This window comes from Streptomyces sp. NPDC042371 (assembly GCF_056437465.1).
On the sequence record NZ_JBWKAP010000001.1, the window covers coordinates 270,087 to 292,357 of the forward strand.

Genomic DNA, 22,271 nt, shown 5'->3' on the forward strand with positions numbered 1-22,271 from the left:
TGCCAGGGTGGGGGGATGGATGCGGATTGGGAGAAGCGGGTCGAGGCTGCCTGGGGGACGCTGGACTCCTATGAGGAGGACAGGGCCGGGGAGTTCCGGGCAGTGATCGACGGGCTCGCGGGTGAGTTGCCGGAAGGGCACCCCGTCGGGCTCTTCGAGCGGGCCAGTGCCTTTGACTCCACGGGGCACTCGGACCGGGCCGTGCCGCTCTACCAGGAGGCCCTGGAGCGCGGACTCGACGGATACCGCAGGCGCCGCACGGCCGTTCAGCTCGCGAGTTCGCTGCGGAACACCGGGCGGGCCGAAGAGGGCGCCGCCCTGCTCACCGCCGAACTGGAGAGGGGTGAGGGCGAGTTGGAGGACGCGCTGCGGGCCTGCCTCGCCCTGTGCCTCGCGAACCTCGGCCGCGAGCGCGAAGGCCTCGCCCTCGTGCTCGGCGCCCTCGCCCCTCATCTGCCGCGCTACCAGAGGTCGATGGCCAATTACGCCCGCGAGCTCGTGGCGGACGTCCCGTCATGAGGTGACCATCCGACGATTCGCTCGTTTTGCTGAACGTGTCGTCGAATGTGCAGTCTCCATCGAAGTCCCCCAAGTCCAGCCGCCCCACCCCGGTGGTCGACGTGGAGCAGGCCGAGGCCGCCCTCGTCGAGCACTACCCGCGGCTCGTCCGGCTCGCGTATCTCGTGCTGCCACCGAGCCTCGGCCGCAACCGCCGGGTCCTGACCGCCCACGCCCTGACCCAGCGCGCCCTGCCGCGCAGCCGCAGGACGGGGGAAGCGGCCGTCCCCGGCCAGCAGGGAGGGGGCGGCGAGGGCGACAGAGCGCGGGCGCTCGGCGATCCCGCCTACGCGTACATCCGGCTCCAGGTGCTCTGCGGCGCCCTCGACGCCGGACTCCCCCTGCGCTGGAACTCCTGGCCCAAGCGGGCCCAGCTGCCGCCGCTGCTGCCGCACGTCCGGGGGCTGCGGCTCTTCCCGCGCTCGGGAGGCGCCGACGAACTCGCCCTGGACCAGCGCCTGTCCGCCCTGTCGGGCGACGCCCGCGCCGCCTACGTCCTGCGGGGCCTCGAAGGGCTCGACGACGACGGCGTGTGTGCCGTGCTCGCCGCCGCGGGCTGCGACGACCCCGAGGACGCGCTGGACGAGGCCGACGGCGTCGAGGCCCGGTACGACCTGCTCGGGTCCCCCGAGTTCGACCCCTGCTCGCTGCAGGCGAGGCCGACCGACCTGATGCGGCGCAGGCAGCACATGAAGGCCGCGGGCATCGCGGCCGTCGCCGTGCTGGTCTGCGGGGCGCTGCTCGGGCTGCCGGGCGACGGCTGGGGACCGGACGGCGCCGCCGCCCCGCCCTACGCGCAGAACCCCGCCGGTCAGGCAGCCCTCGATCCGGGGCAGCTGACGACGGCATCCGCGGGGGCGTGGAAACGTTCCGCTCGTACCGACTTCTCCGTGTGGCCCGCGCGCGGAGACCTGATCGGCGACAAGGGGCTGCTCCGCCGCGCCCTCGCCGTCTGGGCCCGCCCCGGCGAGTCCGTGCAGGTCTCGGCGACGCCGGGCACCGCGGCCGGGGCGCCGCCCGGACCCGCCCGGCTGCTCTACGCGGGCGAGGTCGACTCCGCGCGCGTGGTGCTGCTCTACGACGGCCTGCGCATCGTGCGGTACGCCGAGCCGAAGGAGGGCACGGGCGGCGCGGCCCTCGACTTCGCACGCGTGGACGGCGCGACCGGCACCGAGGCGAACGCCGTCGTCGTCGACCGCGCCGACGGGAACATCCGCTATCTGACCGCTCCGTGGATCAAGGCCGCGGGGGTGCAGGACCTGCTGAAGCCCGCCGCGAAGGCCGTCGCGCTGCGCCGCTCCGCGGACGGCGTCACCGCCCCCTTCTCAGGTCCCGTGCAGTCCGGCGCCTGCACCACGTGGAACGCGCTGCGGCTGCGCGACGACTCGGGCGCGGTGCGCATGTCGACCGACCTCGGCGAGCTCGTCCCCGCCCATCTGACCGCGGGCCGCCCGCAGGCCCCTCGCGAGGCCACGCCCGCCGAGTGGTCGAAGTCCGCGTGCTCCCTCGCCACGGTGCGCTCGCACGGCGTCCGCTCCGTGAACTCGTGGACGTACGCCCGGCAGGTCCTGCCCGAGGCCAACGGCGCCGCCGACTGGGTCTGCACCCGCGCCGACACCTGGCGGGGCGAGGGCAGCCGGATCCTCGCCCAGTTCCAGACCTCCGACGGGCCCGCGGGCGCCGTCGCCGCCAAGGCCGAGGACTCCCCCGCCTGCGGCAGCCGCGATCCGAAGGTCCTCGCGGGCGTGCTGTGGAAGTCCCGGGCGGGCTCCTGGTACCTCCTGGGCGCGGGCAGCAAGAACGTCACGTCCGTCACCGCGTCCGGCGGCGAGCGCGCGGTGGGCAACGTCCTTGCGGCGCGGACCGAGCGGTCCACGAAGGCCCGGCTCACCGGCCGACTGGCCGACGGAACGAAGGTCACGACGCTCCGCTGACGGAAGTTACCCGCGCAGACCCCTGTACCGCTGAACTACCCATCAGTACATTGACGCCATGTCTAATACGCAGAGCCGGGCGCCCGAGCCCGTCGCGTCCGAGCACATCGCGCTCAAGGCACGCAACGTCTCCTTCTCCTGGGAGAACACCCCGCTCCACTGGCTCCCGAACGACCCGTTCGCCACACACACCATCAACGTGCTGCACCTGCTGCTGCCCGCCGGTGAGCGCTGGTTCGTGCACGTCTACAAGCAGGTCCTGCCGCTGATCCGCGACGACAGACTGCGCGAGGACGTCATCGGGTTCATCGGGCAGGAGGCCATGCACTCGCAGGCCCATGACGAGGTGCTTCCGCACCTCAAGGAGCAGGGGCTCGACCCGACGCCGTACACCGCCCAGGTGGACTGGCTCTTCGAGAAGCTGCTCGGCGACCGGACGCTGCCGCCCGGCAAGCCGCGCCAGTGGTGGCTGATGGAGCGCGTCGCGATCATCGCGGCCATCGAGCACTACACCGCGTTCCTCGGCAACTGGGTGCTCAACGCCGATGAGCTGGACCGCAGGGGCGCCGACCCCACGATGCTGGACCTGCTGCGCTGGCACGGCGCGGAGGAGGTCGAGCACCGGTCCGTCGCCTTCGAGCTGTTCATGCACGTCGACGGCGGCTACCGGCGCCGGGCCAGGACCTGGGCGACGGCGTTCAGCGCCCTGGTCTTCCTCTGGCAGCGCGGGGCGCGGTTCTTCATGGAGAACGACCCGACGCTCGTCGACGGCAGGGCGAGCTTCAAGGAGTTCTACCGCAGCGGACAGGCGGGGACCCTGCCCTCCACCGGCGACATGATCCGCTCCATCCCCCGCTACCTCAGCCGGGCCTACCACCCCTCGCAGGAGGGCAGCACGGAGCAGGCCGCCGCCTACCTCGCGTCCTCGCCCGCCGCCGTCGCGGCGCTCGCCGCCGAGAAGGGGACCGCCTGACATGCCCCGCATCCGCACCGTCGCCCTCGTCGCGGGCGTCGCCCTGCTCACCAGGCGGGCCATGCGCCGCCGCATCGGGGCCTCCCCGCTGTGGCCGCTGCCCGCCCTGGAGGAGCCGATCTCCGGGCAGCCGCGCTCCCGGGCCCTGCGGCTGCGCGTCGCCCGGCACGAGACCGTCGCCGAAGGAGTCGTGCAACTGCGCCTGGAAGGACGGGACTTGCCCGCATGGCAGCCCGGAGCCCACCTCGACGTCGTGCTGCCGTCGGGGCTCGTGCGGCAGTACTCGCTCTGCGGCGACCCCGAGGACACCTCCTCGTACACCGTCGCGACCCGTCTGATCACCGCGGACCAGGGCGGCAGGGGCGGCTCGCGCGAGGTGCACGAGCAGCTCGGGGAGGGCGTCGAGGTCGAGGTGCGCGGGCCGCGCAACCGCTTCCCGCTGGCCGACGCGGCGTCGTACGTGTTCGTGGCGGGCGGCATCGGGATCACCCCGATCCTGCCGATGCTGCGGGCCGTCGAGGCGGCCGGGGCGCAGTGGCGGCTGCTGTACGGGGGGCGTTCCCGTGCGTCGATGCCGTTCCTCGAAGAGGTGGAGAAGCTCGGCGGCGCCGGGCGCGGGCGCGTCTCCGTGGTCGCCGAGGACGAGTCGGGACGGCCGGACCTGGCCGCCTTCCTCGCCGGAACCCCGCGGGGCGCGGCCGTCCATGTGTGCGGTCCCGAGGCCCTGATGGACGCCGTCGACGCCGTCCTGCCCGACGGATGCTCGCTGCACCTCGAAAGGTTCACGCCACGCACTTCGACCGACGGCAACGCCGCGTTCGAGGTCGAACTGCGGCGCAGCGGACGCACGGTGGCGGTCGCCGCGGACACCACGGTGCTCGCCGCCGTCCGCGCCGAGCTGCCCAACACCGCGTACAGCTGCGAGCAGGGATTCTGCGGAACGTGCCAACAGCGCGTCGTGGAAGGGGAGATAGACCACCGCGACGAGCTGCTCACGGACGGCGAGCGGGCGGACTCGATGCTCATCTGCGTCTCGCGGGCGCGCGGCGAGCGGCTCGTCCTGGACATGTGAGGCGGGCGTCCGGGGCGGACGGGGACCGGCCGGTGGTGGGGCCGGTTCTGCTCGGTAAGGTGTTCGCATGACAACCGGGGTGCGCCGCAGGATGGGTGTCGAGGAGCGGCGGCAGCAGTTGATCGGGGTCGCGCTCGAACTGTTCAGCCACCGCTCCCCCGACGACGTGTCCATCGACGAGATAGCAGCGGCCGCGGGCATCTCGCGCCCGCTGGTCTACCACTACTTCCCCGGCAAACTCAGCCTGTACGAGGCGGCGTTGCGCCGCGCGGCGGACGACCTGGCCGGGCGGTTCGTGGAGCCGCGCGAAGGGCCGCCCGGGGCCCGGCTGCTGCGGGTGATGGGCCGCTTCTTCTCCTTCGTCGACGAGCACGGGCCCGGCTTCTCCGCGCTGATGCGGGGCGGCCCCGCGGTCGGCTCCTCGACGACGAACGCACTGGTCGACTCGGTGCGCCAGGCGGCGTACGAGCAGGTCCTCGTCCAGCTCGACGTCACCGAGCCGTCCGCAAGGCTCGAACTCGTCGTGCGGTCCTGGATCTCCCTCGCCGAGTCGACGGCGCTGATCTGGCTGGACGGCCGGCGCATCCCGCGCGCGGAGCTCGAGCTGCAGCTGGTGCACGACTTCGCGGCGCTGGCCGCGGTGAGCGCCGCCTACGACAAGGGGATGGCGGATCTGCTGCGCGAGGTCCTCGCCTCGGAACCGGCCGACGGCCCCTTCGCGGAACTCCTCGAACGGCTTGCCACACTGGCCCCATGACAGCACAACTGACCTTCCGCGGCGCGGACATCGGCGACGCGGCCCTCCTGACCGGCCTCTACGAGGGTGCGGCCCGCTGGATGCTGGACCACGGCATCGACCAGTGGAAGCCGGGCGCCAAGGACGAGCGGCACTTCGAGCGGGTGATCGGCTCCTCGACGGCGGAGGTGTGGCTCGCGTACGACGGGTCGGGGGCCCTCGGCGCGTACGAGCTGTGGTGGACCGACGAGCAGGCGTGGGGCGCGCAGCCGCCGGTCGCCGGGTACGTGCACCGGCTGATGACGCGGCGCGGGGCACCCGCGGGCACGGGCCGCTCGCTGCTCAGGGACGCCGAGCGCCGGATAGCGGCGGCGGGCCGCGAGTTGAGCCGCCTGGACGTCGTGGTGACCAACCCCCGCCTGCGCACGTACTACGAAGAGGCCGGATACGCGCTCGTCGGTGAGCTGCCGGACAAGGCCGCCGCGGACGGCGCCCCGTACGGCGTGCTGCTCATGGAGCGGCCGGTCGGCTAGGACCGGTCGCCGGAAGGGCCCTGGCCATCGGCGCGCAGCCGCATGGCGAGGAGCGCGATGTCGTCGTCGCGGCCGTGGCCCAGGCAGGCGAGCAGGGTGTCGCAGAGGGCCGCGACGCCCAGGGGCGCTTCGGCCGCGACCGTGCGCAGGTGCTCCATGGATTCGGCGAGGTCGGTGCCGCGGGTCTCGATGAGCCCGTCGGTGACCAGGAGGAGCCGGTCCGTGGGGCGCAGGACCGTCTCGGTGGGCGGCGGCCTGTCCAGGCCGAGGCCGAGCAGCGGGCCGCACGCCCTGAGGTAGTGGGCGGTGCCGTCGTCGGCGACGACGAGGGGCGGGATATGCCCGGCGTTGGCGACGCGGGTGCGGCCGGTGGCGGGGTCGACGAGGGCCAGGCAGAGGGTGGCCGTCACTTCGGGGTGGTAGCGCTGCAGCATGCTGTCGAGGCGCTGGGCGAGCGTCCTGGGGTCGGGATCCTCTATGCAGTAGGCGCGCAGCGCGTGCCGGATCTCGACCATGACGGTGGCGGCTTCCAGCGAGTGGCCGACGACGTCGCCGATGCCGGTGAGGAGGCCCTGCGAGGTGTCCAGCGAGGCGTAGAAGTCGCCGCCGATCTCCGTGTCGCGGGTGGCGGGTTCGTAGCGGACGACGACTTCGGTGCCGGGGGTCTGCGTCACGTGCGCGGGCAGGAAGCTGCGCTGGAGGGTGAGGGCGATGTGGCGTTCCATCTCGTACATCAGCAGTCGTTCGGCGGCGACCGCGGTGGCGTGGGCGAGCCGTCCCACGAACCGCCCGGTGCCGGGTGCGGGTCCTTGGTCGTACACGGGTGTGGCGAGGCAGACGGGCGCGGCACCTTCGTGGGCGCGGGCCATGGCGAGGCGGGCCCCGACGGGGCGCGCGGAGCCGTCGGACGGCTCGGCGTGGAAGAAGCCCGCAGGCCACAGGGGTGCGGGCACGACGGTGTCGTGCACGCCGACGTGGCCCGTCATGCGGCGCTGGATCAGGCGCACCACCGCGTCGTGCGCGCCCTCGTCGGGCAGTGCGGCGTGCGCCCTGCGCCGGGACAGGCTGCGGTGGAGCTCGCCGTCGTCGCCTATGACGAAGGCCGCGGCGGGGCCGTGGGTGAGGCGGGCCGTGCCGACCGCGGCGGCCTCGGCGAGCTCGCGCGGGCAGCGGGCCGACTGGACGGCGAGGATCGTCTCGGCGAGCCGGGTCAGGTGCCCGGCCTGCGCCTCGGCGTCGCTGCGGTGGCGTGCGCCGCGGGCCGCGGCGCGCACGACGGCCTGGATCTCCTCGGGTTCGGCGGGCACCGTCAGATAGGCCTCGCCGCCCGCGTCCAGGCCGAGGCACCGGTCGGCGGGGGCTATCCGGGCGGCCGAGAAGTGCACGACGGGCAGGGCGGCGAACGGCGGTGTCTCCTTGAGGCGGCGGCACAGGTCGAAGCCGCTCATGTCGGGCAGGCCGACGTCGACGAGCGCCACGTCGGGCAGCCGTCCCGCGCGGCGGCGCACGTCGAGCTCGATGAGGGCGTCGCCCGCGCTGGCGGCGAGGACGACGCGGTGGCCGTCCCTGCGCAGGACCGCGCCCAGCGCATATCGACTGGCGGCGACGTCGTCCACCACCAGGATCGTGGTGCCTGCTCTGGCTTTCGCGCTCACACGGGGCCCCTTTGGGGCTGGTGGGGCAGACCTCCCGCGGGCCTGCCCGACCAAGTTAGCGCTCCGGCGCACCCGGCGGGAGACGATGTGCGGCTCCGACCGGGATCGGTGAAGCTGAAAGAACTTCCGTGGTACGAGGGGTACTTGGCGGTAGAATCTGCGGCCCGCCCGGCCCGTGACGCCACCGGTGCGGGGGACACGCTCGTGACCTTCGCGTTCCGCCGGGCGTTCTACCGGAGACTCCGACCGCCCCGCCCGTCCTGAGGGACCACATGACCCAGCACGTCACCGCCGCGCCCGCCACCGATTCCTCGTCCGCAGGAGAGTGGTGGCGCGACGCCGTCATCTACCAGGTCTACCCGCGCAGCTTCGCCGACGGGAACGGCGACGGCATGGGCGATCTGCCCGGCATCACGGCCCGCCTGCCGTACCTGCGCGACCTGGGCGTGGACGCCGTCTGGCTCTCCCCCTTCTACGCGTCGCCGCAGGCCGACGCCGGGTACGACGTGGCGGACTACCGCGCCGTCGACCCGATGTTCGGCACCCTCACCGACGCCGACGGCCTCATCGGCGAGGCGCACGCGCTCGGCCTGCGCGTCATCGTCGACATCGTGCCCAACCACTGCTCCGACCGGCACGAGTGGTTCGAGCGCGCGGTGCGCGAGGGCCCCGGTTCCGCGGCCCGCGACCGCTTCCTGTTCCGGCCGGGCCGGGGCGCGGACGGCGGACTGCCCCCGAACGACTGGGAGTCCGTCTTCGGCGGTCCCGCCTGGACCCGGGTCGAGGACGGGCAGTGGTACCTCCACCTCTTCGCACCGGAGCAGCCCGACTTCAACTGGGAGCATCCGGACGTCCACGACGAGTTCCGCTCCGTCCTGCGCTTCTGGCTCGACCTCGGCGTCGACGGCTTCCGCATCGACGTCGCGCACGGCCTGGTGAAGGCGGCGGGCCTGCCGGACATCGGCCACGCGGAGCAGGTCAAGCTGCTCGGCAAGCAGGCCGTGCCGTACTTCGACCAGGACGGCGTGCACGAGATCTACCGCGACTGGCGCGGGATCCTCGACGCGTACGGGGAGGGGGCCGGGGGGCGGCGGATCGCCGTCGCCGAGGCGTGGACGCCGACGGTCGAGCGCAGCGCCCGGTACCTGCGCCGCGGCGAGCTGCACCAGGCCTTCAACTTCGAGTATCTGACGACCGGCTGGGACGCCGTCTCGCTGCGCGAGGTCATCGACCGCTCCCTCACCGCGATGAACGCCGTGGACGCGCCCGCCACCTGGGTGCTCTCCAACCACGACGTCGTACGCCACGCGACGCGCTTCGCCGACGGCAGCGAGGCCCGCGGTCTGCGCCGGGCGCGGGCGGCGACGCTGCTGATGCTGGCGCTGCCCGGCTCCGCGTACCTGTACCAGGGCGAGGAGCTCGGCCTGCCCGAGGTGACGGAGCTGCCGGACGAGGTGCGCCAGGACCCGGCGTTCTTCCGCAGCGCGGGGCAGGACGGCACGCGCGACGGGTGCCGGGTGCCGCTGCCGTGGTCCGGGGAGCGCGCGCCGTTCGGCTTCGGGCCCCGCGAGGGCGGCCCGAGCTGGCTGCCGCAGCCGGACTCCTGGAAGGACCTTTCGGTGGCCGCGCAGTCGGGCGATCCGGCGTCGACGCTGGAGTTCTACCGCCGCGCGCTGGCCGTGCGCCGCGCGCATCCGGCGCTCGGCGCGGGCCGCGACATCGCGTGGCTGCCTTCGCCGGACGGCGTCCTGGCCTTCCGCCGCGTCACCCCCGCCGGTTCCTTCGTGTGCACGGTGAACCTCTCGGCGTCGCCCGTCGCGCTGCCGACGCCCGGCACGCCGCTCCTCGCGAGCACGGAGGTCGTGCCCGGCGCCGGGCGGACCGTGCTTCCGGCGGATTCGGCGGTCTGGTGGGCAGCCTGAGACCCGACCGGTACAGTCCAATCCTGTGACCGCACGGCTAGCCGACATCGCAGCCCAGGCGGGGGTCAGCGAAGCGACAGTAAGCCGCGTGCTCAACGGCAAGCCGGGCGTCGCCGCGGGCACCCGCCAGTCCGTGCTCGCCGCGCTCGACGTGCTCGGCTACGAACGCCCGGTGCGGCTGCGCCGCCGCAGCGAGGGCCTGATCGGGCTGATCACGCCGGAGCTGGAGAACCCGATATTCCCCGCGCTCGCGCAGGTCGTCGGGCAGGCCCTCACCCGGCAGGGGTATACGCCGGTGCTCGCCACGCAGACCCCCGGCGGCTCCACGGAGGACGAGCTCACCGAGATGCTGGTCGACCGCGGGGTCGCGGGGATCATCTTCGTCTCGGGGCTGCACGCGGACACCTCGGCCGACATGCACCGCTACGAACAGCTGCGGGCCCAGGGCGTCCCGTTCGTCCTGGTGGACGGCTTCTCGCCGAAGGTGCAGGCACCGGCCGTCTCGCCGGACGACCGCGCGGCGATGCGGCTCGCGGTGACCCACCTCGTCTCCCTGGGGCACACCCGCATCGGGCTGGCCCTGGGGCCGAAGCGCTTCGTGCCCGTCCAGCGGAAGATCGAGGGGTTCGTCCGCGCGATGACGGACCAGCTGGGCCTGTCCCCCGACGCCGTCGGGACGGAGCTGGTCCAGCACTCCCTGTACACGCTGGAGGGCGGCCAGGCCGCAGCCTCCGCGCTCCTTGACCGCGGCTGCACGGCCATCGCGTGCGCCAGCGACATGATGGCGCTCGGGGCGATACGGGCGGCGCGCCAGCGCGGCCTGGAGGTGCCGGACGACGTCTCGGTGGTCGGCTTCGACGACTCGCCGCTGATCGCCTTCACGGACCCGCCGCTGACCACCGTGCGCAAGCCGGTGCCCGCGATGGGCCAGGCCGCGGTGCGCACGCTCCTGGAGGAGATCGGCGGCACCCCTGCGCCGCCCGGCGAATTCGTCTTCATGCCCGAACTGGTGGTTCGGGGTTCAACGGCATCGGGCCCCAGGCGCCCCTAGGGTCACCTCAGGGACGCTGTCTCCTTCCTGCGTCGTAGAGAATGCGGTCCGAACGCGACCAAGGGATGATCGGTCGAAGGGTGGGGATCTGGCAGACTCTGTCCCTATGGGTGAGACCACCGTGACGACACTTGAGGGCCAGGAAAGGCCCGCTGCATCACCCATCGCGGACGAGAAGAACGGCCGCAATGGGCAGAATGTGCTGCGTCATTTCCGTCGGCTCAGAACCCCCCGCCGCCCCCGTCTGTGGTTCGAGATCCTGCTGATCGCGGTCAGCTACTGGACGTACTCACTGATCCGCAACGCCGTGCCGGAACAGAAGGCGCAGGCGCTGAGCAACGCGGACTGGATCTGGCGCGTCGAGGGCGATCTGGGGGTCGCCTTCGAGAAGAGCGTCAACCACGCCGTCGACTCGGTGACATGGCTCATCGTCGGCATGAACTACTACTACGCCACCCTGCATTTCATCGTCACGCTCGGTGTCCTGGTGTGGCTCTTCCGCAAGCATCCCGGGCGGTACGCGGCCACGCGCCTCGTCCTCTTCGCGACGACGGCGGTGGCCCTGCTCGGCTACTACTTCTACCCGCTGGCCCCGCCGCGCCTGATGAACGGCACCCACTTCATCGACACGGTGGTCGTGCACCAGACGTGGGGCTCGATGGCCTCCGGCGACCTGAAGAACATGTCGAACCAGTACGCGGCGATGCCGTCGATGCACATCGGCTGGTCCCTGTGGTGCGGCCTGACGATCTTCGCCCTGGCTTCGGTGCCGTGGGCCAAGGTGCTCGGCCTGCTCTACCCCGTCGCGACGCTCGTGGTCATCGTGGCCACCGCCAACCACTTCTGGCTCGACGCGGTCGGCGGCATGATCTGCCTGGCCTTCGGCTTCGCGGTGGCCCGTCTCTGGTACGGCTCGATGCCCTATGCGCTGCCGCGCGAGGTGGCGGTGCGGGGCGGTCCCGGCCCTACTTGAAGGACTCGTCGCCGTCCCAGTTCACGTGGACGACGTCCGGGGCGAGGCCGTGGATCACGGCGCGGCCGACGTCCTTCTTGAAGCGTTCGATCAGGTCTTCGATACCGCTGTGCGGGTACTTCGCGTTCAGCGCGTCGAGGAGCGCCTCGCGCGGCACGTTCACGGCGCTGGCGAGGGCCAGGGTGTTGTCGGAGCGGTTGTCCCAGCCTCCGGCGTTGTTGCGGCCCACGTGGATGGATTCCATCGCCGTGAGGCTGGACGCGCCCGCTTCGTGGATCAGGTTCTGGCCCGCCATCGGGCGTGCCGTCAGGTGGAAGAGGGAGCCCCTGATCGCCGCGGTGGAATCGCCGCTCTTGCGGTCCCGCACCTCGCCGCCGCTGGTGAGCATCACATTGAGGTGGACGGCCAGCTTGGCGGTGGTGCCGCCGGCGCTGACGGTCACCTCCACGGGCCGGGAGATGAGGTTGTTGCCGCCGTTGTTCCGGCACTCGGACCCGAACTGGAACCCGGCGAGCGAACGGTCCTGGCCGACGATGGTGTTCAGGAGCTGATTCCAGTCCACGCGCGGGGCCGTCTGGGTGCTCGGGGCGCGCTGCACCTCGGTGCCTTCGGTGGCCGCGCGCCCGTCCGGGGCCGCCTCCGTGTGGGCCTCGGGCGCCGGACCCGAAAGGACCCGGTGGGCGTTCGCCTCGGCCTCGCGCTCGAACCGGTCGGACGGGTCCGACACCTTGAGCCCGTTGCCGTGGTCGGTGCCCGCGACCGGGCCCTGCCGCTGCTGGATGACGTGTGTCAGCTCGTGGGCGAGCGTGTGGCGGTCCGCGCCGCCGTCGCCGATGACGACGTGGCTGCCCGAGGTGTAGGCGCGGGCGCCGACCTCGGCCGCGGAGGCCTTCGCCGCGCTGTCGTCGTGGACGCGGACGTCGGAGAAGTCCGCGCCGAGGCGGGCCTCCATGTCGGTGCGGGTGCCCGTGTCGAGCGGCCGCCCGCCGCCGCGGAGCACGTCGTGGACGGCGGACCGCTGCACCGCCTGGACGACGGCCGCGTTGCCCGCGGTGCGCTGCAGCGCAGTGATCTCCTGAGCGGTCATGCCGCCGCCCGCGCTCGACGGCGACGCGGCGGGACGGGCCGGTGCGCGGCCTGCTCGCTCACCGTCGGCGGGTCGGGCGGTTTCACGGGCACGCATGGGGCCTCCAGGCAGACGGATCGTACGCTTCCTGAATACGCCATGGAGCGGCCGCCGGACCAGGTGCGCAAGGGCAGCGTCCGGTGTCTGTTGGGGCAGTGCGCGCGGCGCTCCGGCCTCACGCCCCGTAGAAGCGCTCCTCCATCACGGCCCGCGCTCTGCGCGTGATGCGCCGGTAGTCGTCCAGCATGTCGCCCACGTGGCCCGGGTCGTATCCCAGGTAGCGGGCGACGGCCGCCAGTTCCCGGCCGTCGGAGGGGAACGTGTCGCCCGCCCGGCCGCGCACCAGCATGACCGCGTTGCGGACCCGGGCCGCGAGGACCCACGCCTCGTCGAGGGTCGCCGCGTCCTGCGTCGGGATCAGCTCCGCCGCGCAGGCCGCGGCCAGGGCCTCCCGGGTGCGGGTCGTGCGCAGCCCCGGCTCGGCCCAGCCGTGCTCCAGCTGGAGGAGCTGGACGGTCCACTCGACGTCGGAGAGGCCGCCGCGGCCCAGCTTCGCGTTCAGCGTCGGGTCGGCGCCGCGCGGCATCCGCTCCGCCTCCATGCGGGCCTTGAGGCGGCGGATCTCGCGGACCGCGTCCTCGCCGAGGCCCTCCGCCGGATAGCGCAGGGGGTCGACGAGGCCGATGAAGGCGCGCCCCAGCTCCTCGTCCCCCGCGACGGGCTCGGCCCGCAGCAGCGCCTGGGACTCCCAGACCAGGGACCAGCGGCGGTAGTACGCCTCGTACGAGCGCAGGGTGCGCACCAGCGGGCCGCTCCTGCCCTCCGGGCGCAGGTCGGCGTCGATGAGCAACGGCGGGTCGGCCGACGGCAGTTGGAGCAGCCGGCGCATCTCGGCGACGACCTTGGCCGCCGCCTTCGCCGCCTCCTGCTCGTCGGCGCCCTCGCGCGGCTCGTGCACGAAGAGGACGTCCGCGTCCGAGCCGTAGCTCAGCTCGTGGCCGCCGAAGCGGCCCATGCCGATGACGGCGAAGCGGGTGGGGAGCGTGTCGCCCCAGCCCTCGCGGACGACCGCACGCAGCGTGCCCGCGATCGTGGCGGCCGTCAGGTCGGACACCGCGTCGCCCACCCGGTCCACGAGCGTGCCGGGGTCTTCCTCCGCGGGGCTGTCCTCCGTACCGTACGAGCGGACGAGGTCACCCGCCGCGGTGCGGAACATTTCACGGCGCCGCACCCCGCGCGCCACCGCCACGGCCTGTTCGGCGCCGTCCGCGCGGCGCACCGCCGCCAGGATCTCCTGCTCCAGGTGGCCGCGGCCGCGCGGTTCGAGGCCCCGCTGGTCGCCGAGCAGGGCGACGGCCTCGGGGGCGCGCAGCAGCAGGTCGGGGGCGAGGCGTCCGGCGGAAAGGACGCGGGCGAGGTTCTCCGCCGCCGCGCCCTCGTCCCGCAGCAGCCGCAGGTACCACGGGGTCTTGCCGAGCGCGTCGGACACCTTGCGGAAGCCGAGGAGGCCCGCGTCCGGGTCGGCGGAGTCCGCGAACCAGCCGAGCAGGACCGGCAGCAGGGTGCGCTGGATGGCCGCCTTGCGGGTGACGCCGGACGCCAGCGCCTCCAGGTGCCTGAGCGCGGCGCTGGGGTCCGCGTAGCCGAGCGCGACCAGGCGTTCGCGGGCCGCCTCGGTGCTCAGCCGGGTCTCGCCGGGGGCGAGCTGGGCGACGGCGTCGAGCAGGGGGCGGTAGAAGAGCTTCTCGTGCAGGCGGCGCACGACGGAGGTGTGCCGCTTCCAGGCACGGCCCAGGTCGGTGATCGGCTCGGTGCGCATGCCCAGGGAGCGGCCGATGCGCCGCAGGTCCGCGTCGCCCTCGGGCACGAGGTGGGTGCGGCGCAGCTTGTAGAGCTGGATGCGGTGTTCGAGGGCGCGCAGGAAGCGGTACGCGTCGTCGAGCTGGGCGGCGTCCACGCGTCCCACGTAGCCGCCCGCGCCCAGCGCCTGGAGCGCGACGAGCGTCGACCCGCTGCGGATCGACCGGTCGCCGCGGCCGTGCACCAACTGCAGCATCTGGACGGCGAACTCGACGTCGCGCAGCCCGCCGGGGCCGAGCTTCAGCTCCCGGTCGACCTCGCCCACCGGGATGTTCTCGACGACCCTGCGGCGCATCTTCTGCACGTCGGGCACGAAGTTCTCGCGCTCTGCGGCCTGCCAGACGAGGGGCGCGAGCGTGGTGACGTACTCCTCGCCGAGCGCGAGGTCGCCCGCGACCGGGCGGGCCTTGAGCAGCGCCTGGAACTCCCAGGTCTTGGCCCAGCGCTGGTAGTACGCGAGGTGGCTGGAGAGCGTGCGGACCAGGGGGCCGTTGCGGCCCTCGGGGCGGAGGTTCGCGTCGACGGGCCAGATGGTGCCCTCGACGTTCGTCTCGGAGCAGATCCGCATCATGTGCGAGGCGAGCCGGGTCGCGGCCCGCATCGCCTTGTCCTCGTCGGCGCCGTCGACGGCCTCGCCGACGAAGATGACGTCGACGTCGGACACGTAGTTGAGCTCGTGGCCGCCGCACTTGCCCATGGCGATCACCGCGAGCCTGCACTGCGCGGCGTCGCCGGGCGCCGCGGCGCGGGCCATGGCGAGGGCCGCCCGCAGCGTCGCCGTGGCGAGGTCCGCGAGCTCGGCCGCCGCCTCGGCGACGTCGGTCGTGCCGCACACGTCGCGTGCCGCGATGGAGAGCAGGCAGCGGCGGTAGGCGACGCGCAGCGACACCGGGTCGGTGGCGTCGGCGAGGCCCCGCTCGAACTCCTCCACGCCGGGGTGCAGGTCGGCCGATTCGTAGGTGACGAGGGCCCGCCAGTCCAGCGGGTGCCTGGCCAGGTGGTCGGCGAGGGCCTCGGAGGCGCCGAGCACGCCGAGGAGGCGGTCGCGCAGGGGCTTCGCGGTGACGAGGGTGTCGAGCAGCTCCCGTCGGCCGAGGTCGTCGTCCTGCCCCTCCACGAGCCGGACGAGGCCCAGCAGCGCGAGGTCGGGGTCGGCGGTGGCGCCGAGCGCGTCCAGGAGCAGCGGGTCGTCGCGCACGGCGCTCAGCGCGGGGTCGTCGAGGAGCCGCTCCGCGGCGGACGGGTCGGTGAAGCCGTGCCGCAGCAGCCGCGTGAACGTACTGCTCCGTCGCCCTTGCGGCACCGTCATGCGAGCCTCCGTTCGATCACCCCTCGGCCCGAGCCTACGGCCTCCCCGGCGAACCGGCGCCCGGCCGCCCCGCGACACCCTGCGCACGGCCGCTGACAGGGACTCAACTCCCTGGTGTACTGCGGACCATGGAATACACACTCGAAGTGATCCCGCTGCCGGTCAGTGACATCGACCGGGCGAAGGAGTTCTACAGCGACAAGCTGGGCTTCCACGTCGACATCGACACGGAGGTGATGCCGGGGATGCGCATCGTGCAGCTGACCCCGCCGGGTTCGGGCTGTTCCATCGCGCTGGCCGACACGCTCTGGGAGACGATGGACGGGCCGACCCCGGCCCCCGGCTCCTACCAGGGCCTCCAGCTGTGCGTCGCCGACGCCAAGGCCGCACACGCCGAGCTGGTAGCGCGTGGCCTGGACGTCTCCGAACCGGTGCAGCACGCGCCGCAGGACGGCGGCACGTTCATGTACTTCACGGACCCGGACGGCAACGGCTGGGCGATCCAGGAGTACCGGGTGCGGGCGACGACGCCGCTGCGCGAGGCGATCGTGCCGCAGGGCTGACGCATAGGGCCCGGTCCCGCACGGGACCGGGCCTTCACCGGACGGCGCCGCTACAGCACCGGCAGGTTCTTCCGGAGCTCGAAGGCCGTGACTTCCGACCTGTACTCCTCCCACTCCTGCTTCTTGTTCCTGAGGAAGAAGTCGTAGACGTGCTCGCCGAGGGTCTCGGCGACCAGTTCGGACTTCTCCATGAGCGCGATGGCCTCGCCCAGGTTCTGCGGGAGCGGCTCGATGCCCAGCGCGCGTCGCTCGGCGTCGCGCAGCGCCCACACGTCGTCGTCGGCGCCCGGCGGGAGCTCGTACCCCTCCTCGATGCCCTTGAGTCCGGCGGCGAGCAGCACCGCGTACGTCAGGTAGGGGTTGGCGCCCGAGTCGATCGAGCGGACCTCGACGCGTGCGGAGCCCGTCTTGCCGGGCTTGTACATCGGGACGCGGATCAGGGCCGAGCGGTTGTTGTGGCCCCAGCAGATGTACGAGGGGGCCTCGCCGCCCGCGCCCGCGGTGCGCTCGGAGCCGCCCCAGATGCGCTTGTAGGAGTTCACCCACTGGTTGGTGACCGCGGAGATCTCCGCGGCGTGCCGCAGCAGGCCCGCGATGAAGGAGCGGCCGACCTTGGAGAGCTGGTACTCGGCGCCCGACTCGTAGAACGCGTTGCGGTCGCCCTCGAAGAGGGAGAGGTGGGTGTGCATGCCCGAGCCGGGGTGCTCGGAGAACGGCTTCGGCATGAAGGTGGCCTGCACCCCCTGCTCCAGGGCGACCTGCTTCATGACCAGGCGGAAGGTCATGATGTTGTCGGCCGTGGAGAGCGCGTCGGCGTAGCGGAGGTCGATCTCCTGCTGGCCGGGGGCGCCCTCGTGGTGGCTGAACTCCACCGAGATGCCCATGGACTCCAGCATCGTGATGGCCTGGCGGCGGAAGTCCATGCCCACGTTCTGCGGGGTGTGGTCGAAGTAGCCGGAGTTGTCGGCGGGGGTGGGCCGCGAGCCGTCCAGCGGCTTGTCCTTCAGCAGGAAGAACTCGATCTCGGGGTGGGTGTAGAAGGTGAAGCCCAGGTCTGAGGTCTTGGCGAGGGCGCGCTTCAGTACGTAGCGCGGGTCCGCGAAGGACGGGGAGCCGTCCGGCATCAGGATGTCGCAGAACATGCGGGCCGTGCCGGGGGCCTCCGCGCGCCAGGGCAGCACCTGGAAGGTGGAGGGGTCCGGCTTGGCGATCATGTCCGACTCGTACACCCGGGCGAAGCCCTCGATGGCCGAGCCGTCGAAGCCGATGCCCTCGTCGAAGGCCTGCTCCAGCTCGGCCGGGGCCACGGCCACCGACTTCAGGAAGCCGAGGACGTCCGTGAACCACAGGCGCACGAACCGGATGTCGCGCTCCTCCAACGTACGGAGCACGAATTCCTGCTGCTTGTTCATCTTCCGCTTCCACCCATCCTTGCTGGTCAGGCCACCTGCACCCGAGCCCCGGGACACACCGGGCACACGAGCATCCCACTCCTTGGTTTCGTGCGCGTTGCGGGCCCCGTGCCGCGGCGTGCGAGCCGTTTCTCTTGCCGCTCTGTGCCCATAGTGCCTGCTGCACCGTCCGGCCGTAACGGCGGCGGGCCCCGGCTCCCCACCCGACCGTCGCCCGCCCCGCACCGGACCCCGGCCGCTATAACTTGCATCTGAGATGCTAATTTGAGTGCCGAAACAGACAAGCGGGGCGCAACCCTCCCTTACCGAGCCCTGCTCATCGTCTCCAGGCACTGAGGAGCCCACGTTGCTGTCACCACAGTCAGCCGCGACCGTCCGCGCCACGCTTCCCGTCGTCGGAGCGGCGATCGGCGAGATCACCGAGCGCTTCTACGACCGGCTCTTCACCGCCCACCCCGAGCTGCTCAGGGACCTCTTCAACCGCGGCAACCAGGCGGCGGGCACCCAGCGACAGGCCCTGGCAGGTTCCATCGCCGCCTTCGCGACGCACCTGGTGGAGCACCCCGACGAGCGGCCCGACGCGATGCTGAACCGCATCGCGCACAAGCACGCCTCGCTCGGCGTGGCCCCCGACCAGTACGGGACGGTGCACCGCCATCTGTTCGCCGCCATCGGCGAGGTGCTCGGCGACGCGGTCACGCCCGAGGTCGCGGCCGCCTGGGACGACGTCTACTGGCTGATGGCCAACGCCCTCATCGCCATCGAGGCCCGCCTCTACGCCGGGCAGGGCGTCGCCGCGGGCGAGGACACGTGGCGCGGGTGGCAGGTCGTCGAGCGCGTCGAGGAGACCGAGGACGTCGCCACCTTCCGCCTGCGCCCCGTCGACGGGGCGCCCGCGCCGGGCTTCCGGGCGGGGCAGTACGTGTCCGTGCAGGTCCGACTCGACGACGGGGCGTGGCAGATACGGCAGTACAGCCTCTCCGGAGGGCCCGGCTCCGAGGTGCGGCAGATCAGTGTGAAGCGGGTGCGGGGCGCCGCGGGGACGCCCGAGGGCGAGGTCTCCAACCACCTGCACGCGCGCGTGCACGACGGCGACGTCCTCCGCGTCTCCGCGCCGTACGGGGATCTCGTCCTGGACGACACGGACGCGGACGTTCCGCTGCTGCTCGCCTCCGCGGGCATCGGCGTGACCCCGATGATCGCCATGCTGGAGCAGCTCGCCGTGTCGGGGCACCGGGCGCCCGTCACCGTCGTGCACGCCGACCGCTCCCCCGCCGAGCACGCGCTGCGCGCCGACCACGAGACGTACACCGGCAAACTCCCGGACGGCGCCGCGCACTTCTTCTACGAGCGGCCGGACGCGGGCCACCCCGCGGAGCTCACCGGGCGCGTCGACCTCGCGGCCCTGCCGACGGCGGTCGCGGCGGGCACGCGCGCGTACCTGTGCGGGCCGCTGCCCTTCATGCGGGCGGTACGTTCCCAGCTGATCGGGCGCGGGGTCGCCGCCGCCGACATCCACTACGAGGTGTTCGGCCCCGACCTCTGGCTGGCGCAGGGATAGCGGGACAGGGGGCGGGGCGGGTCAGTCGTCGGTGCGGGTCGTGATGCCCAGCAGCAGCGGGCCCGTCGGGCTCGCGACGATGTCCGCCACCGTCAGCGGGTCCAGCGAGGCGTAGAAGGCCTCCTGCGCCCTGCGCAGGGCGTCACGCAGGCGGCATGCCGCGTTCAGCGGACACGGTGCGCCGCCCTCGCAGTCCACCACGTCCCCCGTCCCCTCGAAGGCCCGCACCAGCGCGCCGACCGAAGCCCCGCGTCCCGCCTCGGTCAGCGCGAGCCCGCCGCCCCGGCCCCTGCGGGCCTCCAGCAGGCCCATCTTCTGGAGCTCGGCGACGACCTTCGCCTCATGGGTGTAGGGCACCGCCATGTCGGCGGCCACCTCGCGCGTCGTGGGCGCCGAGGCCTCCCGGCCCACCACGGCCAGGCGCATGAGCGTGCGCAGTGCCAGGTCGGTGGATCGCATCAGCCGCATGCCTTCGAGCGTAGGTAATGCGCATCTGTGGCTCAAATTCTTCTGGTCCCGCCACGGATCGATTCGAGGACGCCCTGTGGAAGGGGCCCTCCCTCCCCTTACGATCAGCGGACTCGTTCGTCGTCCCGTCCGTCCCTTTCCGCAGAAGGACACACCATGGGTTCCGCCAAGAACACGAGCAACGCTTCCCGCAAGGCCCGGATAGAGGAGATGCGCCGGGCCGAGCGCGCGCGTGACCGCCGGGGCCGGGCCCTGACGATCACGGTCAGCGCGGTCGTCGTCGCGGCGCTCGGCGTGGGCGGCTTCTTCCTCTTCGACAAGGCCTCCGACGACTCCGACGCGAAGAGCGACGGAAAGGGCTGGCCGAAGTACAAGGTCTCGGCGGACGGCGAGAAGGTCTGGGGCAAACTCGGCCGTACGCACGTCACGAAGACCGTGAACTACCCCATGACGCCACCCGTCGGCGGGGACCACAATCAGGTGTGGATGAACTGCAACGGCGACGTCTACAAGAAGGAGCTGCCGGAGATGAACGCCGTGCACTCCCTGGAGCACGGCGCGGTCTGGGTCACGTACAACGACAAGGCGAAGCCCGCGGACCTGAAGAAGCTGGAAGCCAAGGTCAAGGCCACGCCTTACTCGTTGATGAGCCCGGTGAAGGACCAGAAGGACCCCGTGATGCTGACCGCGTGGGCACACCAGCGGACGGTCAAGGGCGCGGACGACCCGAAGGTCAAGGAGTTCTTCTCCAAGTACGTCCAGGGCAAGCAGACTCCGGAGCCCGGGGCTGCGTGCACCAACGGGCTGGCACAGTGAGTGGAGTGGGGATCAGCATGAGGCGGCGCACCAACTGGATCGTCGGCTGTGCCGTGGCGGCGGTCGTCGCCGGGGGCGGCATCACGGCGGCGGTGGCTTCCACGGACTCCGACTCGGGCGGCTCGCCCGCGAGTTCGTCGGCCGACGCGGGGTTCGCCCGCGACATGGCCGTCCACCACCAGCAGGCGGTGGAGATGTCGTACATCGTGCGGGATCGGACCAAGGACGAGGACGTACGGCGTCTCGCGTACGACATCGCCCAGACCCAGGCCAACCAGCGCGGGATGCTGCTCGGTTGGCTGGACCTGTGGGAGCTCCCGAAGGTGCCGGACGGGTCGCCCATGGACTGGATGGGCATGGGCGACATGCCGCCGGGCGAGGACGGCGCGCTGATGCCGGGGATGGCCACGGGGGCGGAGCTGAAGAAGCTGGGGAAGCTCGACGGCAAGAAGGCCGAGGTGCTGTACCTGCAGCTGATGACCCGGCACCACCGGGGCGGGGTGCACATGGCGCAGGGCTGCGTGGAGCGGTGCGAGGTGTCCGCGGAGCGGCGGCTGGCGCGGGGCATGGTGGAGTCGCAGGAGTCGGAGATCGCGCTGATGTCGACGATGCTGAAGGCGCGGGGCGCGAAGCCGTAGGTCAGGCGGGCCGTGGAGGTTCGAGGAGGCGGCGGGCGGCGGTCAGGACGGCCGCCCCGCGGGGGAAGTCCTTGAGCCGGTTCAGCAGCGAGTCCAGGGCGGGGAGCAGGCACCGCGGCGGTACGTCACGGGCCGCCAGGATGCCCGCGGTCCACACGATGAACCTCGTGAACAGGTCGGGGTCGTTCACGTACAGGGCCGTGGCCAGATAGCTGACGATGTGGTCGATGTCCTCGACGGTGCGCTCCCGCTGGTACTCGCTGTAGCCGCGCATTTCGGGGAAGCCCTTCTCGACGTCGGCGAGGGCCTGCTTGACCAACTGGAGTTTGGTCCGGCAGACCATGGTGTATTCCTGGTCGGCCAGGTGGGGCAGGTCCAGGTCGGGCGGGCGGGCCGCCTGGACCGGCGGTGCCGGATTCCGGGCGAGGAGGGCGGCCGCGCCGCGCGCGTCCTCGGCCCATTCGGCGCGCATCAGCCGGGCGTAGCGGCCCTGCGGACCGAAGGCGGCGCCTCCGGCGATCACCCGGACACCGGCGCCCTGGCAGGAGCTGATCGCGTTGTGGGCGCCGGGCAGCAGCGACGGGATGGACGAGGAGAGCAGCACCGCCTGCGCACGCGTGCGGCGCACGTGTGCGACCACGTGCTCGGTGGGGACCTGCGCCCCGAGATGGTCGACCCGCCAGCCCCGCAGCCGCAGCACTTCGCTGACCAGCCGCGCGGGCAGGGCATGCCACTCGCCGCCGACGCACGACACCAGGACCCGTCCCCGGCACGGACCGGCGAGAGCGGGCGCGGTGCTGTCGGCGACGGCCGCGACGCACCGCTCGCTGATCACCGTGGCGGCGTGCTCCTGCGCCACCGTGATGTCGTCGGCCGCCCAGGCGGTGCCCAGCCGCTCCTGGGACGGTGCGATCAGGTCGAGCAGGACCCGTTCGCCCGCGGCCCGCGTACGTTCATGGGCCGAAGCCTCGGCGGAAGTCCCGCCGCAAGCCCCGCCGGAAATCCCTTGCTCCGCCCCCGCCGTGGCGAGTGCGCGGCGCACCAGGGCGACCGCGCGGGCCTCTTCGCCCTCGCAGAGCGCCTGCCACAACTGCTCACGCGGCTCGGCCAA

19 protein-coding genes are annotated in these 22,271 nt (G+C 72.7%); 13 read left to right on the forward strand and 6 right to left on the reverse strand.

Translation table 11 applies throughout. The features are described from left to right. Positions 1-15: 15 nt before the first annotated feature. From AC068B_RS01215 to AC068B_RS01240, 6 genes are all read left to right on the forward strand, one after another. Positions 16-519 (forward strand): tetratricopeptide repeat protein, encoded by a 504-nt coding sequence (locus AC068B_RS01215; protein ID WP_478668181.1) that lies wholly within the window; start codon positions 16-18, stop codon positions 517-519. A gap of 47 nt (positions 520-566) precedes the next feature. Then, complete coding sequence (locus AC068B_RS01220) at positions 567-2,492, forward strand: hypothetical protein (RefSeq protein WP_478668182.1); 1,926 nt, start codon at positions 567-569, stop codon at positions 2,490-2,492. Positions 2,493-2,550: 58 nt separating this feature from the next. Next, positions 2,551-3,465, forward strand: a complete 915-nt coding sequence (locus tag AC068B_RS01225; protein ID WP_356266512.1) for a metal-dependent hydrolase — start codon at positions 2,551-2,553, stop codon at positions 3,463-3,465. A 1-nt stretch (position 3,466) separates the two neighbouring features. Continuing rightward, positions 3,467-4,537, forward strand: coding sequence for a PDR/VanB family oxidoreductase (locus AC068B_RS01230; protein ID WP_478668183.1), 1,071 nt, complete (start codon positions 3,467-3,469; stop codon positions 4,535-4,537). A 67-nt stretch (positions 4,538-4,604) separates the two neighbouring features. Further along, positions 4,605-5,294, forward strand: coding sequence for a TetR/AcrR family transcriptional regulator (locus tag AC068B_RS01235; RefSeq protein ID WP_468559883.1), 690 nt, complete (start codon positions 4,605-4,607; stop codon positions 5,292-5,294). Beyond that, complete coding sequence (locus AC068B_RS01240) at positions 5,291-5,806, forward strand: GNAT family N-acetyltransferase (RefSeq protein WP_478668185.1); 516 nt, start codon at positions 5,291-5,293, stop codon at positions 5,804-5,806. The genes AC068B_RS01235 and AC068B_RS01240 overlap by 4 nt, the downstream gene beginning before the upstream one ends. Here AC068B_RS01240 and AC068B_RS01245 read toward each other — a convergent pair. After that, positions 5,803-7,461: a SpoIIE family protein phosphatase gene (locus tag AC068B_RS01245; protein ID WP_478668187.1), complete on the reverse strand. Its 1,659-nt coding sequence runs from the start codon at positions 7,459-7,461 to the stop codon at positions 5,803-5,805. The two genes, AC068B_RS01240 and AC068B_RS01245, sit on opposite strands and share 4 nt — an antisense overlap. A gap of 272 nt (positions 7,462-7,733) precedes the next feature. Between AC068B_RS01245 and AC068B_RS01250 the strand changes: the two genes are divergently transcribed. The 3 genes from AC068B_RS01250 (at position 7,734) to AC068B_RS01260 (ending at position 11,407) form a co-directional block, all read left to right on the forward strand. After that, on the forward strand, positions 7,734-9,383 hold the full coding sequence (locus AC068B_RS01250; RefSeq protein ID WP_478668188.1) for a glycoside hydrolase family 13 protein: 1,650 nt from the start codon (positions 7,734-7,736) through the stop codon (positions 9,381-9,383). A gap of 25 nt (positions 9,384-9,408) precedes the next feature. Beyond that, positions 9,409-10,434, forward strand: coding sequence for a LacI family DNA-binding transcriptional regulator (locus tag AC068B_RS01255; RefSeq protein ID WP_478668190.1), 1,026 nt, complete (start codon positions 9,409-9,411; stop codon positions 10,432-10,434). A gap of 106 nt (positions 10,435-10,540) precedes the next feature. After that, on the forward strand, positions 10,541-11,407 hold the full coding sequence (locus AC068B_RS01260) for a phosphatase PAP2 family protein (RefSeq protein WP_478668191.1): 867 nt from the start codon (positions 10,541-10,543) through the stop codon (positions 11,405-11,407). Here AC068B_RS01260 and AC068B_RS01265 read toward each other — a convergent pair. Next, positions 11,400-12,590, reverse strand: a complete 1,191-nt coding sequence (locus tag AC068B_RS01265) for an eCIS core domain-containing protein (RefSeq protein WP_478668192.1) — start codon at positions 12,588-12,590, stop codon at positions 11,400-11,402. The two genes, AC068B_RS01260 and AC068B_RS01265, sit on opposite strands and share 8 nt — an antisense overlap. Before the next feature lie 118 nt (positions 12,591-12,708). Next, positions 12,709-15,702 (reverse strand): bifunctional [glutamine synthetase] adenylyltransferase/[glutamine synthetase]-adenylyl-L-tyrosine phosphorylase, encoded by a 2,994-nt coding sequence (locus AC068B_RS01270; RefSeq protein ID WP_478668193.1) that lies wholly within the window; start codon positions 15,700-15,702, stop codon positions 12,709-12,711. Positions 15,703-15,830: 128 nt separating this feature from the next. Between AC068B_RS01270 and AC068B_RS01275 the strand changes: the two genes are divergently transcribed. Further along, on the forward strand, positions 15,831-16,265 hold the full coding sequence (locus tag AC068B_RS01275; protein ID WP_478668194.1) for a VOC family protein: 435 nt from the start codon (positions 15,831-15,833) through the stop codon (positions 16,263-16,265). Positions 16,266-16,315: 50 nt separating this feature from the next. On the opposite strand, the gene AC068B_RS01280 is transcribed toward AC068B_RS01275, so the two are convergent. Then, a complete protein-coding gene (locus AC068B_RS01280) occupies positions 16,316-17,677 on the reverse strand; it encodes a glutamine synthetase family protein (RefSeq protein WP_055564891.1) in 1,362 nt (453 codons plus the stop codon). 346 nt (positions 17,678-18,023) lie between these two features. Between AC068B_RS01280 and AC068B_RS01285 the strand changes: the two genes are divergently transcribed. Further along, on the forward strand, positions 18,024-19,238 hold the full coding sequence (locus AC068B_RS01285) for a globin domain-containing protein (protein WP_478668196.1): 1,215 nt from the start codon (positions 18,024-18,026) through the stop codon (positions 19,236-19,238). A 21-nt stretch (positions 19,239-19,259) separates the two neighbouring features. On the opposite strand, the gene AC068B_RS01290 is transcribed toward AC068B_RS01285, so the two are convergent. Continuing rightward, positions 19,260-19,706 (reverse strand): RrF2 family transcriptional regulator, encoded by a 447-nt coding sequence (locus AC068B_RS01290; RefSeq protein ID WP_478668197.1) that lies wholly within the window; start codon positions 19,704-19,706, stop codon positions 19,260-19,262. A 156-nt stretch (positions 19,707-19,862) separates the two neighbouring features. On the opposite strand from AC068B_RS01290, the gene AC068B_RS01295 reads away from it, so the two are divergent. After that, positions 19,863-20,522 carry a DUF3105 domain-containing protein gene (locus AC068B_RS01295; protein ID WP_478668199.1) on the forward strand — a complete coding sequence of 220 codons (660 nt, stop codon included), beginning with the start codon at positions 19,863-19,865 and terminating at the stop codon, positions 20,520-20,522. Positions 20,523-20,539: 17 nt separating this feature from the next. After that, entirely contained in the window at positions 20,540-21,160 is a 621-nt protein-coding gene (locus tag AC068B_RS01300; protein ID WP_478669200.1) for a DUF305 domain-containing protein, read from the forward strand. A gap of 1 nt (position 21,161) precedes the next feature. On the opposite strand, the gene AC068B_RS01305 is transcribed toward AC068B_RS01300, so the two are convergent. Continuing rightward, a complete protein-coding gene (locus AC068B_RS01305; protein ID WP_478668200.1) occupies positions 21,162-22,271 on the reverse strand; it encodes a cobalamin B12-binding domain-containing protein in 1,110 nt (369 codons plus the stop codon).